The 13,275-nt window shown below is 70.6% G+C and carries 13 protein-coding genes; 5 read left to right on the top strand and 8 right to left on the bottom strand.

The genetic code is table 11. The annotated features are described in order from the left end of the window. Positions 1–100 precede the first annotated feature (100 nt). Both QMG73_RS32340 and lgt read right to left on the bottom strand, forming a co-directional pair. Positions 101–1,297 carry an FAD-dependent oxidoreductase gene (locus tag QMG73_RS32340; protein ID WP_281902044.1) on the bottom strand — a complete coding sequence of 399 codons (1,197 nt, stop codon included), beginning with the start codon at positions 1,295–1,297 and terminating at the stop codon, positions 101–103. An 18-nt stretch (positions 1,298–1,315) separates the two neighbouring features. Next, complete coding sequence (gene lgt / locus QMG73_RS32335) at positions 1,316–2,578, bottom strand: prolipoprotein diacylglyceryl transferase (protein WP_281902042.1); 1,263 nt, start codon at positions 2,576–2,578, stop codon at positions 1,316–1,318. Positions 2,579–2,696: 118 nt separating this feature from the next. Between lgt and QMG73_RS32330 the strand changes: the two genes are divergently transcribed. Then, positions 2,697–3,203, top strand: coding sequence for an NUDIX hydrolase (locus QMG73_RS32330; RefSeq protein ID WP_281902040.1), 507 nt, complete (start codon positions 2,697–2,699; stop codon positions 3,201–3,203). Positions 3,204–3,271: 68 nt separating this feature from the next. Here the strand turns inward: QMG73_RS32330 and trpA are convergent, their stop codons facing one another. From trpA to trpC, 3 genes are read right to left on the bottom strand one after another with little or no spacing between them, the layout of a single operon-like run. Then, positions 3,272–4,090 (bottom strand): tryptophan synthase subunit alpha, encoded by an 819-nt coding sequence (trpA, locus tag QMG73_RS32325; protein WP_281902038.1) that lies wholly within the window; start codon positions 4,088–4,090, stop codon positions 3,272–3,274. Beyond that, positions 4,087–5,304 (bottom strand): tryptophan synthase subunit beta, encoded by a 1,218-nt coding sequence (gene trpB / locus QMG73_RS32320; RefSeq protein ID WP_281902036.1) that lies wholly within the window; start codon positions 5,302–5,304, stop codon positions 4,087–4,089. Before trpB ends, trpA begins: the two co-directional genes overlap by 4 nt. After that, positions 5,301–6,104 (bottom strand): indole-3-glycerol phosphate synthase TrpC, encoded by an 804-nt coding sequence (gene trpC / locus QMG73_RS32315; RefSeq protein ID WP_281902091.1) that lies wholly within the window; start codon positions 6,102–6,104, stop codon positions 5,301–5,303. Before trpC ends, trpB begins: the two co-directional genes overlap by 4 nt. Before the next feature lie 378 nt (positions 6,105–6,482). On the opposite strand from trpC, the gene QMG73_RS32310 reads away from it, so the two are divergent. Next, positions 6,483–6,749, top strand: coding sequence for a hypothetical protein (locus tag QMG73_RS32310; protein WP_281902035.1), 267 nt, complete (start codon positions 6,483–6,485; stop codon positions 6,747–6,749). Here the strand turns inward: QMG73_RS32310 and QMG73_RS32305 are convergent. From QMG73_RS32305 to hisI, 3 genes are all read right to left on the bottom strand, one after another. After that, the gene (locus QMG73_RS32305; RefSeq protein ID WP_281902034.1) at positions 6,677–7,150 is read right to left on the bottom strand and encodes a Trp biosynthesis-associated membrane protein; all 474 of its coding nucleotides are present in this window, start codon (positions 7,148–7,150) and stop codon (positions 6,677–6,679) included. The two genes, QMG73_RS32310 and QMG73_RS32305, sit on opposite strands and share 73 nt — an antisense overlap. A 65-nt stretch (positions 7,151–7,215) precedes the next feature. Next, positions 7,216–8,748, bottom strand: coding sequence for an anthranilate synthase component I (locus tag QMG73_RS32300; protein ID WP_281902033.1), 1,533 nt, complete (start codon positions 8,746–8,748; stop codon positions 7,216–7,218). Continuing rightward, positions 8,745–9,161, bottom strand: coding sequence for a phosphoribosyl-AMP cyclohydrolase (gene hisI, locus QMG73_RS32295; RefSeq protein ID WP_281902031.1), 417 nt, complete (start codon positions 9,159–9,161; stop codon positions 8,745–8,747). Before hisI ends, QMG73_RS32300 begins: the two co-directional genes overlap by 4 nt. Positions 9,162–9,695: 534 nt before the next feature. Between hisI and QMG73_RS32290 the strand changes: the two genes are divergently transcribed. The 3 genes from QMG73_RS32290 (at position 9,696) to QMG73_RS32280 (ending at position 13,263) form a co-directional block, all read left to right on the top strand. Beyond that, positions 9,696–11,252, top strand: a complete 1,557-nt coding sequence (locus QMG73_RS32290) for a hypothetical protein (RefSeq protein ID WP_281902029.1) — start codon at positions 9,696–9,698, stop codon at positions 11,250–11,252. A gap of 272 nt (positions 11,253–11,524) precedes the next feature. Then, positions 11,525–12,388, top strand: coding sequence for an SCO2525 family SAM-dependent methyltransferase (locus QMG73_RS32285; protein ID WP_281902027.1), 864 nt, complete (start codon positions 11,525–11,527; stop codon positions 12,386–12,388). 2 nt (positions 12,389–12,390) lie between these two features. Beyond that, entirely contained in the window at positions 12,391–13,263 is an 873-nt protein-coding gene (locus QMG73_RS32280) for a 50S ribosomal protein L11 methyltransferase (protein ID WP_281902025.1), read from the top strand. Positions 13,264–13,275 lie beyond the last annotated feature (12 nt).

Genomic DNA, 13,275 nt, shown 5'->3' with positions numbered 1-13,275 from the left:
ACGGTCAGCCGGCCATTCGGTTCATTCGGTCTCCCCCTTCTCCGTGATCAATGCGTCATTCACGTCGTAAGGACGCCTTGAATGACGCAATGATCACGGGTCAGGCGGGGGGTTTCCAGGCGGCAGCCGCGGTCGCGGCGCTGCTCATCAGGCGGGGGCTGATCGTGCCGAGAGCGGCATCGCGCGCCCGCAACGCCAGGCGCCCGCGCGTCTGGAGCACCGCCGACATGCGGCGGGTCTGGCGCACGACGGTCACCGCGCGCGGCCGGCGCATCCGCGAGTACGTCTCGACGGCCGCCTGCGCCTGCTGGCCGGGAACGACCTCGCGCAGGACCGATCGCAGCGTCGCCGCGTCTTCCAACGCGAGGCACGCGCCCTGGCCGAGGTGGTGGGGCATCGCGTGCGCGGCGTCGCCGAGCAGCACGAATCCGCCCGTGCCCGCCGGGAACCCGTATCCCCTTGGCAGCGGCCGCAGCTCGCGTACCTCCTGCTGCACCAGGTCGTCGGGCTCGGTGGCGGCGAGCAGGTCGCCAACGGGGGCGTGCCAGTCGGAGAACCACCGGCGCAACAGCGTGAGCTGGGTCGCGGGCGACTCGGGGCGGGGCGCACCGGCGGCCGTGGCGATCCAGTAGATGCCGCCCCGCGTGGAGGCGCCCGCCGAGCCGCGCTCACCCAGCGAGGCGGCCACGAACCGGTATCCGGCGCCGAGGGTCTCGCCGCGCACCGGTACGTCGCCGGGGAGGCGGGGCGCCCGGTACCACGGGATCACGGCCCGCCACGCCGCACAGCCGGAACTGACCACGGTGGACTCCGGCGCGAGACGCTGCCGGACGGCGCTGTCGATGCCGTCGGCGGCCACCACGATGTCGGCCTCGTACGTGTGGCGCCCGTCGCCGACCGCCGGCCGGTCACCCGGGTTGGCGCGTACCGAGCGCACCGCGGCGCCGGTGCGGATCTCGACCCGGTCGCCGAGGCCCGCCACCAGCGCGTCGTGCAGGTCGTCGCTGTGCACCACGACCGGCAGCCGCGTGCCGCCGATCCGGGGCTGCACGAGCCACTGGCCGTCCGGACGGCGTACCCCGGTGTCGGGCAGCGGCGTGGCGATCGCGGCCAGCCCGTCGGAGATGCCGAGTGATTCGAGGGCCCGTACCGCGTTGGGCCACAGGATCAGCGCGGTGCCACCGGCGCGTATCCGGTCGTCACGCTCCAGCAGCGTCACCTGCCAACCGGACCGGGCCAGCCCGCCCGCGGCCGCGAGGCCACCGATCCCGGCACCCACGACCACTGCGGTACGCATGGGCTGCGCCCCCTTACTTCAGCGGTCGCCGGTGCTGACGGCCGGATCGCCGCCATTCTCGGCGCGGCTCCGGGCGTCGGTGTCGGACTCGTCGTCCGACTCTTCGTCCGACGTTTCGCCACTCTCAGAGCCGGTCTCCGACCCGCCGCCTGAGCCGCCCTCGCCATCGTCGTCCGCGTCGTCGTCCGGCCCGTCGCTGGCCACGTCGTCGTCGGGCTCGTCCTCCACGTCATCCACGTCGTCGTCGGCGAAGTCGTCGAGGAGGTCGCCCTTCTCCTCGGGAATCACACCCGTCTCCTGGTACGCACGGTACTGCTCTTCTGTCACCGCGCGGTACCGCTGAGGCTTGCGCGCGGTAGCACCGGACGCACCCGACACGTCGCGCTGCGACACGTCACCGCCGGCCGCCCCCACCGGCGCCACCACCGGGGCGTCGACCGGCACGAGGTACTCCCGGGTGCCGCGGACCCGCAGGAAGAAGATGAGCGCGCCGAGGAAGACGATGATCGAGGTGAACACGTTGAGGCGGACACCGAGGATCTTGTTGGCCTCGTCGGTGCGCATCAGCTCGATCCAGAACCGCCCCACGGTGTAGCCCATCACGTAGACCGCGAGCGCCCGCCCCTTGCCGAGCTTCCACTTGCGGTCGGCCCAGATCACCAGGCCGGCGACGCCGACGTTCCACAGCGCCTCGTACAGGAACGCGGGGTGAAACGGCCCGCCCGGCTCCAGGATCGGATCGCCGTTCTGGTCCTTGAGCGCCTCGCCGGGGTTGTCCGGGTCCATCTGGTGCACGTTGAGGCCCCACGGCAGGTCGGTGTGACCGCCGTACAGCTCGTTGTTGAACCAGTTTCCGATCCGGCCGACCGCCTGCGCGAGCGGCAGGCCCGGCGCGGCCGCGTCGGCCACCACCGTGAACGGGATGCCGAGCTGGCGGGCTGCCAGCCACGCGCCGAGCGCGCCACCCGCGATGGCTCCCCAGACGCCGAGGCCGCCCTCCCAGATGTAGAGCGCCCGGATGGGCTCGCCGCCGTCACCGAAGTAGTCCTGGGGCGATGTGATCACGTGGTAGAGCCGCGCGCCGACCATGCCGAACAGCACCGCCCACAGCGCGATGTCGAGCACCGCCCACTGCGGGCCGCCCCGGCGGCGCAGCCGCACTTCGGTCACCGCGCACGCCACCGCGATGCCGAGGATGATGCAGAGGGCATACGCCCGGAGCGGGATCGGGCCGAGGTGCCAGACGGCGGTGCTCGGGCTCGGGATTGCGGCGATTGTCACGGGTGCACACGCTACCGTCGCCAGCGCCGGTCGCGTCACCCCGGTCGGCAGCTCTTTGACCTCTGTTTGCCCTCGCCGGAAGGCTGACTTGGGGTCCGGGCGGCCTTAGGCTCGATGCATGAGCTCCTTGACCTCCGCGGTCGCCGCCGTCATCACCGACGCCGCCGGCCGCGTACTGCTCTGTCAGCTACGTCAAGGGCACCGCCTCTGGTGCCTGCCCGGCGGTCGCATCCGCCAGGCCGAGAGCCCGATGCACGCGGCTGTGCGCGACATCCGCGAGGAGACCGGGCTGGAGACGCACATGGTCGACCTGCTGGGCATCTACCAGCTCACCGGCGACGCGTGCGGCGAAGACATGCCCGACGTGCTCATGCACGTCTTCCGCGCGGAGATCGCCGGCGGCGAGCCGTCGGTCAACTCGCCGGGCCGCATCAGCCGCCTCTCGTGGCACGACCCCGACTCGCTGCCCGAGCCGATGACCCCGACCGCGCGGGCCGCCGTCGCCGACGCGGTGTCTGGGCGGAGCGGCGTGCTGCGCGAGGTCCAGCGCGACAAGGAACCCGAGCTCCCCGAGGCGGTCGAGGCCGACCAGCCCGTCGCGGCGCTCGCGACGTCCCTTCCGTGATCAGGGCGTCCCTCAAGTCGCCCTAACAACTTGAGGGACGCCCTGATCACGGTAGTGCGGGGCTGAATCTAGGCGCGGACGCCGGCCGCCAGGTCGGCGCTCAGCGTGCGGAGGGCGTCGAGCCCCGCCGCCTCGTCCGGTGCCTCCAGGACGCACCGGATCAGCGCGCTGCCCACGATCACCGCGTCGGCGAACCGCCCCACCTCGCCGGCCTGCGCGCCGTCGCGGACGCCCAGGCCCACGCCGACGGGGATGTCGCTGACCGCGCGCACGCGGGCGACCAGCTCCGGCGCCAGCGACGAGGTCTGCTCGCGCGCACCGGTGACACCCATGATCGACGTCGCGTAGACGAACCCTCGGCAGTGCTCGACGGTCATCGCGATCCGGTCGTCGGTCGACGACGGGGAGACCAGGAACGTCCGGTCGATCTTGTGGGCGTCGGACGCGGCCAGCCACTCCTGCGCCTCGTCCGGGATCAGGTCCGGCGTGATCATGCCGGTGGCGCCGGCGGCGGCGAGATCGCGCGCGAAGGCGTCGACGCCGTACTTCTCGATCGGGTTCCAGTACGTCATCAGCACGACCGGCACACCGGTGGCCGCGACCGCCTCGATGATGCGCAGCGTGTCACGGGTGCGTACCCCGGCCGCCAGCGCGATGTCGCTCGCCTTCTGGATCACCGGGCCGTCCATGACCGGGTCGGAGTACGGCAGCTCCACCTCGATCACGTCGACGCCGGCCTCAGCCATCGCCTTCATCGACGCGATGCTGCCCTCGACCGTGGGGAACCCGGCGGGCATGCACCCGACGACGAGGGCCCGCCCGGGGCGCTCCCGCCCGCTGGGCCTCGCCTCGGCCCGCGCCTTCTCGAAGGCGACCGAAATACTCACTTCAGGATCCCGAAGTAGGCGCCGGCCGTCTCGACGTCCTTGTCGCCGCGCCCGGACAGGTTGATGATGATCGTCGGCTCGCGCCCGAGCTCCTCGCGGAGCGCCGGCACGACCTTGATGATCCCGGCGACCGCGTGCGCGCTCTCCAGCGCCGGGATGATGCCCTCGGTGCGGCAGAGCAGCTGGAACGCGCCCATCGCCTCGTCGTCGGTCACCGGCAGGTACGACGCGCGGCCGTTGTCGTGCAGCCACGCGTGCTCGGGTCCGACGCCGGGGTAGTCGAGCCCCGCCGAGATCGAGTGTGATTCGAGGGTCTGCCCGTCGTCGTCCTGGAGCACGTACGTGCGCGTGCCGTGCAGCACGCCCGGGGTGCCGCCGGAGAAGCGCGCGGCGTGCCGGCCGCTGGAGATGCCCTCGCCGCCCGCCTCGAACCCGTACAGCCGCACGCCCTCGTCACCGACGAACGCGTGGAAGATGCCGATCGCGTTGGAGCCGCCGCCGACGCAGGCGCCGACCGCGTCGGGCAGCCCACCGGTCAGGTCGAGGCACTGCCGCCGCGCCTCGACGCCGATGCCGCGCGCGAAGTCGCGCACCATCGCGGGGAACGGGTGCGGGCCCGCCGCCGTGCCGATGCAGTAGTGCGTGTGGTCGACTGTGGACACCCAGTCGCGGAGCGCCTCGTTGAGCGCGTCCTTGAGCGTGCGCGAACCACTGGTCACCGGCACGACGGTGGCGCCGAGCATCTTCATGCGGGCGACGTTGAGCGCCTGCCGCTCGGTGTCGACCTCACCCATGTAGACGACGCACTCAAGATCCATGAGCGCGGCGGCGGTGGCGCTGGCGACGCCGTGCTGGCCGGCACCGGTCTCGGCGATCACCCGGCGCTTGCCCATCCGCTTGGTCAGCAGCGCCTGGCCCAGTACGTTGCGCACCTTGTGCGCGCCCGTGTGGTTGAGGTCTTCCCGCTTGAGCAGGATGTTGGCGCCCACCGACTCGGACAGCCGGGTGGCCCGATACAGCAGCGAGGGCACACCGGCGTAGTCACGCAGCAGCGCGCCGAACTCCGCCTGGAACGCCTCGTCGGCCATCGCGTGCCGGTAGGCGGCGTCGAGCTGGTTGAGCGCGGCGACCAGCGCCTCCGGCACGAACCGGCCGCCGTACCGCCCGAAGTGACCGGCGACGTCGGGCAGGAGGCCGGCGAGGGAGGCCGTCACCGGACGGGCCGCGGGGTGGCGGGGTGGTTGCCGGCGTTGACCAGCTCGGCCACGGCGTCGCGGGGGCTCTTCTGGGTCACCAGGCCCTCGCCCACCAGGACCGCGTCGGCGCCCGCCGAGGCGTACCGGATGAGGTCGTGCGGACCCCGCACGCCCGACTCGGCGATCTTGACGACGTTGCCGGGCAGCCCCGGGGCGATCCGCTCGAACACCGACCGGTCGACCTCCAGCGTGCGCAGGTCACGGGCGTTGACGCCGATCACCTGTGCGCCGGCCTCCAGCGCGCGGTCGGCCTCTTCTTCGGTGTGCACCTCGACCAGGGCGGTCATGCCCAGCGACTCGATGCGCTCCAGCAGGCCGGTGAGCACGTTCTGCTCCAGGGCGGCCACGATCAACAGCACGAGGTCGGCGCCGTGCGCCCGCGCCTCGTGCACCTGGTAGCTGGAGACGATGAAGTCCTTGCGCAGGACCGGCACATCGACGGCGGCGCGTACCGACACGAGGTCTTCGAGAGACCCGCCGAACCACCGCCCCTCGGTGAGCACGCTGATGCACCGGGCGCCGCCGGCCGCGTACTCGGTTGCCAGGTCTGCTGGGTCCGGGATCTCGGCGAGCTGTCCCTTCGAAGGGGACGACCGCTTCACCTCGGCGATCACCGCGACGCCCGGCTTGCGCAGCGCGGCGTACGCGTCGCGCGCCGGCTTCGCCGCGGCGGCCAGCTCCTTAACCCGCTCCAGCGAGACCTGTCGTTGTCGCTGCTCGACGTCTTCGCGCACTCCAGCGAGAATCTCGTCGAGCACACTCACGGATGGCCGGTTGCCATCGTCATCCGCGCTTGCATGCTCAGCAGTCACCAACGGACTCCCCTTTCCGGGTGTCATTCGCCCGATGCTAGGCGCCGCCACGGAATAGTTGGAGTCCGGGGTATGGCAACCCTCACTCGTTGGAATGCGGCATAATGCCGGCCGCCCGCTACGAGAACGTCACGGTGCGCGATCATGAAGGCGTTTCGGACAAGCCCGGCATTCCGGTGTGACGAGCATGGCGTTGCCGATACGGCTCGGAGACCGGAGAGTTGATGACGCGGTCACCACCCCGAAACACGCCCCCGGCAGGGTGGCTATCGGGCAGACTATTCGACGGCGTCCCACCCGGCTGATCACATGCGGAGCGAAGCCATGAACACACCCGAGAGCGGTTTCGTCGCCATCCCTCGCACGGTTCTCTCCATGGCGGTCGGCGTCATCGACACCGTCGAGCGGGCCGTCGTCGGCGAGGGCCGCATACGCACCGCCCGCGGCAACGCCTGGGAGGCCGTCTGCGCCGACCGGGCCCGGGCCGACCGCATCGCCGAGGTCCGCCGGCAGCTCAGTCAGCGCAGCGTCGGGTCTTCGCCCCGGTCGAGCGCGTCCCAGTCCGAGGTCACGACCGGCGCGCGCTCGTAGCGCGTACCAAGGCTCGGCCATCCGCCGCCGCGCACGACGGCAAGCGCGCCCCCGGCGGCGAGCAACACCCCACCTGCTACGCAGGCCAGAGGCCAACCGGTGGCATCGGCCAGACCGAGAGCCCCGCTGGTCGCCACTCCAGCACCGTTCAGAAGCAGCAGTACGCCCAGCCACCTGCGCGCCCGCCCTTTGGTGGCCACCAGGGCGCCGGCCCCGGCCAGTCCGACGAGTGCGAGCGCCGGCAGTAGACCGCCACCGTCGTGAGGCGTGCGGGTCGCCGGCAACGGCGCCGGCCGCGGCACCACCTCGACCCACCACGTGCGAGTGGCCGCGAAGAGGGCAAGCCCAGCCCCGGCGGCACTGAGCACCACCGCGATGCTGATCTCCCGCCGAGCGTTCATCTCGCCCCCTTCTTCGTGATCAGGGCGTCCCTCAAGTTGCCCTAACGACTTGAGGGACGCCCTGATCACCGTGCTGGTTTCAGCGTCTCCGCGGCAGCGATGGCGGCCAGTACCGCCGCTGCCTTGCTCTGCGTCTCGCGCTCCTCGGCGAGCGGGTCCGAGTCGGCCACGATCCCCGCGCCCGCCTGCACGTACGCCCGGCCGCCCCGGAACAGTGCCGTGCGGATCGCGATCGCCATGTCCATGTCGCCGCCGAACCCGAAGTACCCGACCGTGCCGCCGTAGAGTCCCCGGCGGGTCGGCTCCAGTTCCTCGATGATCTCCATCGCGCGCACCTTTGGCGCGCCGGAGAGCGTGCCCGCCGGAAACGTGGCGGCGAGCGCGTCGAACGCCGTCTGGTCCTCGCGAAGCTCGCCCACGACGGTCGAGACGATGTGCATGACGTGGCTGTACCGCTCGACCATCGCGAACTCGGGCACCTCCACCGTGCCCGGCCGGCACACCCGGCCCAGGTCGTTGCGGCCCAGGTCGACCAGCATGACGTGCTCCGAGCGCTCCTTCGGGTCGCCGATCAGCTCGGCGGCCAGCGCGCCGTCCTGCTCGGGGGTGACCCCGCGTGGCCGGGTCCCGGCGATCGGGTGCAGCAACGCCCGCCGGGTCGGCGCACCGGTCACCTTGAGGTGTGCCTCCGGCGACGAGCCAACGATGTCGAACCCGTCGAACCGCAGCAGGTACATGTACGGGCTCGGGTTGGTGGCGCGCAGCACCCGGTACACGTCGAGCGGGTCCGCAGCGGTCTCCCGCTCGAACCGCTGCGCCACCACGATCTGGAAGCACTCGCCGGCCCGGATGGCCTCCTTGGCCGTCTCGACCGCCTTCGGGTACGCGCCCGGCTCGGTGCGGCTCACCACATCACCCAGCGCCGCACTGTCTACAGTGGAGATCATCGGCGGGATCGGGCGGGACAGCGCCGTCGTCATCGCGTCGAGCCGGCCCACCGCGTGGTGATACGCGGCCGCGCGGGCGGCGTCGGTGGCATGCTCGGGAAGGATCGCGTTCGCCACCAGGATCGCCGAGCCGTCGTAGTGGTCGAGTACCACCAGGTCGGTCGCCAGCATCATGCCCAGCTCGGGCAGCCCGATGTCGTCGGTGGCGAGGCTCGGCAGCCGCTCGAACCGGCGCACCAGGTCGTAGCTCAGGTATCCGACCATGCCACCGGTCAGCGGGGGCAGGCCGTCTACAGCTATGTCACCCGTCAGCGCCGCGACCGTCTGGCGCAGCACCGCCACGGGATCGCCTTCGGTGGGCAACCCGGCCGGTGGCGTGCCCAGCCACTCCGCCTGCCCGTCGCGCTCGACCAGCGTGGCGGCGCTGCGCACCCCGACGAACGAGTACCGCGACCACGCCGTACCGGCCGAGCCGGCGCCCTGCTCGGCCGACTCCAGCAGGAACGTGCCCGGGCCGCCGGCCAGCTTCCGGTACACACCCACCGGGGTCTCGCCGTCGGCCAGCAGCCGCCGCGTCACCGGTACCACCCGGCGGGTGGCCGCCAGCTCGGCGAAGGTGCGCTCGTCGGGGCTCACGGCACCGGACGTCATGCGGGACTCCCCTGCTTCGCGGGCAACTCGGTGAAGAAGCACGTGCGCGCGCCCGTGTGGCACGCCGCGCCCACCTGCTCGACGCTCACCAGGACGGTGTCGCCGTCACAGTCGATCGCCACCGACCTGACGTACTGGTGGTGCCCCGACGTCGCGCCCTTCACCCAGTACTCCTGGCGGCTGCGCGACCAGTACGTCGCACGGCCGGTCGTGAGCGTGCGGTGCAGCGCTTCGTCGTCCATCCACGCCATCATCAACACCTCGCCGGTGGTGTGCTCGCGCACGATCGCGGCGACGAGACCGTCGTCGTTGCGGCAGAGCCGGCTGGCGATCTCCGGGTCCAGGGCGGACGACCGTACGCGGCCGGTCGGCGGATCAGGTACTGGCACAGTGCCCGATTGTTCCGTACGCATCCGACCGCGGTTTCAGGGGCTGTGCGATTTGTGTTCCGGCGGTAGGTTGACTGGTGCGCCGCCACGGGTCGTCTCCGGCGGGGCGCGCTCCCCCTTCTCTGGTCATCGGGCCCACGGGCCTGTGTCCAAGTGGGGGCCGGAGCGAGGCGAGGCCCAGGCGGCGATCCGGCGCTGCCGGTCGTCGTCTGAGTCCGCCGCATTCCGGTCATCCACTTCGACACAGGCCCGGGGTCACCGATCCAGCCTTCGTCGGGTCAGCGACGCCGAAGAACCCTGTACGGGCGCACCGGGGCGCACCGGCACCCGCCCGCCGGTCGCGCTCAGCCGAGCGGACGGAGGACACACAGCATGCAGCCCAGCCCGACCTCGACACCTGACCAGAATGGCCAGGCAGAACCCACCATCGCCATCCCCGCGCCAGGCGCCATCCCACTTCCCGGCCCGCGCCCACCCACGGACGCACCCGTGCTCAACGAGCCGACGACCGAGATGCCGGTCATCCGTCCCCGCCTCGAAGACGAGCCGCCGAGCCCATTGCCGCCCATCGCCACCCAACTGATCGAATCCGCCACGCCCACCGAGCCGCCAACGGCCGCGCTCGCCACCCCATACGCCCCGGCCGGCGCCCCGGACCCCACCGACACACTCGCCCCATCTACCGCCCCCGCAGACCTGGCGTCCCCGGCCCTTGATGACGTCGACGAAGCGTCCCCGGCCTCCGCTGACTTCGAGGCCGCCGCGACCACCGCTGCCGAGACGGACCTCGACGAGGCGGACGCCCTTGCCCCCTCCGACGACGCGGGCCTCGACGAGACGGACGCCCTCGCGGAGCCAGCGACCACGGACGAGGCCGACGAGACTCTCGCGGAGATCGACGACACGCTCGCGGCGGTCGCGGACACCACCGACGCGGACGACCTCGACGGCGACGCGGACGCACTCGCCGACACAGACGCACTCACCGACACGGACGACGAAACCGACACCGCCGAAGCGCTCGCCGGCACGGACACCGCCGAGTCCGACGCCGACGAGTCCGACGCCGCAGACGCGCTCGCGGAGACGGAAGACGAAGAAGCCAACGCCGCCGACGCGCTCGCCGAGACCGAAGACGACGCGGACGAGACCGACACCGCCGACGCGCTCGCCGAGACGGAAGACGACGAGTCCGACAGCGCTGAGGAGGCGGACGCTCTCGCGGAGGCTGATGTAGACGAGGCCACGGCCGACACCGACGCGCTCGCCGAGTCAGAAGACGACGACGAGGACGAGGACGACGAACCGGACGAGGCTGAGGCGCTCGCAACGCCCGACGCCGACGAAGCGGGCGAGGGCACGGACGACGCCGAAGCGCTTGCGGAGACAGGCGAAGACGAGGACACGGACGAGGCGGAAGCGCTCGCGGACGACGGCGAAGACGACGAAGACACTGAGGACGGCGACGAGGCCGAAGACGCCGAAGCGCTCGCGGAAGCGGACGACGAAGACGAAGGCGCGGACGAGGAAGACAGCGTCGACGAGCCGGTGGCCGAGGGTGACGCTGGGGACGAGGGCGTGGAAGCCGCCGACGATACCGCCGACCTCAGTGAATTGTTGACCGCTCCGCCAGTACTCGATGAGACGACCGCGGACGGCGAGCCGGCGACGGACGGCGAGGGTGAACGGCACGGCCCCGATGAAGAAGAGGGTGACGGGCCCAACGACGAGGACGAGCACGACTGGGGCACGCCACCCCCCACTCCCCCGACGGACGGCGAGGCGGCTAAGGAACCGGCGCTGGTCGCGGCCGCCAGCCCGATGCGGCCGGGCGACGTGGCGGAGACGCCGATCGCGGTGTGGGGCGAGGACGACGCGGAGCGGTATCGGGACGACTGGCACCAGGTGAAGTCGCTCTTCGTCGACGATCCCGAGGCGGCTGTGGCGCAGGCACAGGCGCTCGTATCCAGCGCGGTGCACACGCTCGCCGAGCGCCTCCTGGCCGAGCAGGTCGACCTCGACCCGCGACGGCAATCGGACGCCCCCGACACGGAGGCGATGCGGGTGGCGATGCGGCGGTACCGGGACTTCCTGGACCGCGTGCTCGCTCTTTAGAAGATTGAACCCTTCACATAGGCCGAACGGCGCCCGGATGGTTGGCCATCCGGGCGCCATTGCCATTGATGGAGGTTGAGCCGGGCGCCTTTTGGGTATCAAGGTCGGATACGAAACAGTCGGTAATGCCGAGGAGTGCTATCGTGCGAATCCGACACAGCGTTGCCGTGCCCGACCTTGGGCGGCCCCTACGTGCCGCGCCGGGTCGCGGCCGGCGGAGTGTTCTGCCGGCCGCCTTGGTTCACTTGGTCGCAGCGCTGAGGGGTACGTGGATGTCGCTCACGGATTCACAAGCACGGCCCGTGCGTCTTGCGGCGCCTCCGGCCAATGCCGACTGCCCCTGGGAGCTGTTCGATCCCGACCGCTACCTGCAACACAACTACGGTGAGTTGCGTCCCCCCGATCAGACGATCATCAAGCACGTCGGCCGGTTCTTCGCCGCCCAGCGGGCGCTTCGGGAGAGATCTGGGAGGCAGTGGCACGGCATCGATGTCGGCTCCGGCACCAACCTGTATCCGGCGCTGGCGATGCTTCCCCTGGCCAGCACGATCACCCTTTGGGAGCATTCGGCGACCAATGTCGCCTGGCTGGAACGGGAGACCAGGCCTTACCGGCGATCGTGGGAACCATTCTGGGGCGTACTGGTCGCCGCCGCTGACATGTATCGCCGGTTGGCTCGCCCCGATGAGGCGCTCTCGGCCGCGGTCAAGGTAGAGAAGGCGAGCGTCTTCCACCTGCCCGAGGCCCAGTGGGACATGGGAACGATGTTCTTCGTGGCCGAGTCGATCACCGGTCGTCGCGCTGAGTTCGAGTCCGCGACCAGGCGGTTCCTCCGTTCGTTGAAACCCGGTGCACCGTTCGTCGCGGCGTTCATGGAGAATTCTCGGGGTTACTCCGTGGGCGATCAACAGTTTCCAGCAGTTGCCATCACCGAGCGTGATCTACGGCCGGTCCTGCGCGAGCTCACGAGTGCGTCCAAGATCCATCACATCGCCCCTCAGCAGCAATTACGCGACGGATACGACGGCATGATCTTGGTTACCGGCATTACACGAGCGCATCCGTCTAGACGATTCCTGGTATTATCAGGGGTTGGCACCCGGCTGGTGCGCGCCCTTCGACACAGAAGCAGGTAGCGGTGGTTTCCTCCAGCGATTCTGGCGCGGCAGCCAGCAACGACGTCACTGACAAGGCGTTCACGACATACGACATCCAGGCGTGCCTTTTCGACCCGCAGCGGGTCGAGTACCTGCGGAACGCCATCTTCCAGACCGTCAAGCCTGGTGATGTCGTCGTCGACGCCGGAAGCGGTTCTGGGCTGCTTGGGATGTTCGCGGCTCAGGCCGGCGCGGCTCGGGTCTACTGCCTTGAGCTGAACCCCGAGTTCATCCGGGTCATCGAGGAAAACGCGCGACGCAACGGCCTCGAACACAAGATCATCGCGCGCTGCGGCAACGCGGCCACGTACGAGCTGCCGGAGAAGGTCGACGTTCTCATCAGCGAGGTGATCAGCGCCGGCTTCTTCTTTGAGCCGCAGCTGCAGATCGTCGGGCACCTGCGCAAGTTCCTGAAGCCCGGCGGCGCCGTCGTGCCGAGCCTCATGAAGAATTACGTCGAGCTGATCGACGCCCAGGAGGAGCTGTACGGGCTGCGCCTCAACTTCGACTCGCGCTTCACCGAGTTGGCGGGCGACCACTCACTGAGCCGCGCCGCGCCGTACCTGGACACCGACTTCCTCGACCCCTCCGACCCCATGGTCGATGCCCGGATACGGGTGATGGGCACCGGCGAAGGCATGGCCAACGCCGTAAAGATCACCTACGACATCGAATTCGCGGCGGGTATCTGGGCCGACAAGCCGACAGAGTTCCTGCTCAACCCGCAGATCATTTTCCTGACGACGGGTCCGGTGCAGATTCACGCCGGCCAGGAATACGAAATCTCGCTAAATTACCTGGCCGGCGATTCGCCCCTGACGTGCAAGATTGGGGTTTTGCCGGCAGGCGCATGACGCGGTCACCCG

This window comes from Phytohabitans aurantiacus, assembly GCF_027923225.1.
Taxonomy (GTDB): Bacteria; Actinomycetota; Actinomycetes; order Mycobacteriales; family Micromonosporaceae; genus Phytohabitans; species Phytohabitans aurantiacus.
The sequence above is the reverse complement of the archived record's forward strand: the minus strand, read 5'-3'. Positions and strand labels throughout refer to the sequence as shown.

Excerpts from the sequence above, each read along its gene's own strand:
- QMG73_RS32340 (WP_281902044.1), bottom strand. The coding sequence starts at position 1,297 with ATGCGTACCGCAGTGGTCGTGGGTGCCGGGATCGGTGGCCTCGCGGCC.
- QMG73_RS32330 (WP_281902040.1), top strand. The coding sequence starts at position 2,697 with ATGAGCTCCTTGACCTCCGCGGTCGCCGCCGTCATCACCGACGCCGCC.
- QMG73_RS32310 (WP_281902035.1), top strand. The coding sequence starts at position 6,483 with ATGAACACACCCGAGAGCGGTTTCGTCGCCATCCCTCGCACGGTTCTC.
- QMG73_RS32305 (WP_281902034.1), bottom strand. The coding sequence starts at position 7,150 with ATGAACGCTCGGCGGGAGATCAGCATCGCGGTGGTGCTCAGTGCCGCC.
- QMG73_RS32300 (WP_281902033.1), bottom strand. The coding sequence starts at position 8,748 with ATGACGTCCGGTGCCGTGAGCCCCGACGAGCGCACCTTCGCCGAGCTG.
- hisI (WP_281902031.1), bottom strand. The coding sequence starts at position 9,161 with ATGCGTACGGAACAATCGGGCACTGTGCCAGTACCTGATCCGCCGACC.
- QMG73_RS32285 (WP_281902027.1), top strand. The coding sequence starts at position 11,525 with ATGTCGCTCACGGATTCACAAGCACGGCCCGTGCGTCTTGCGGCGCCT.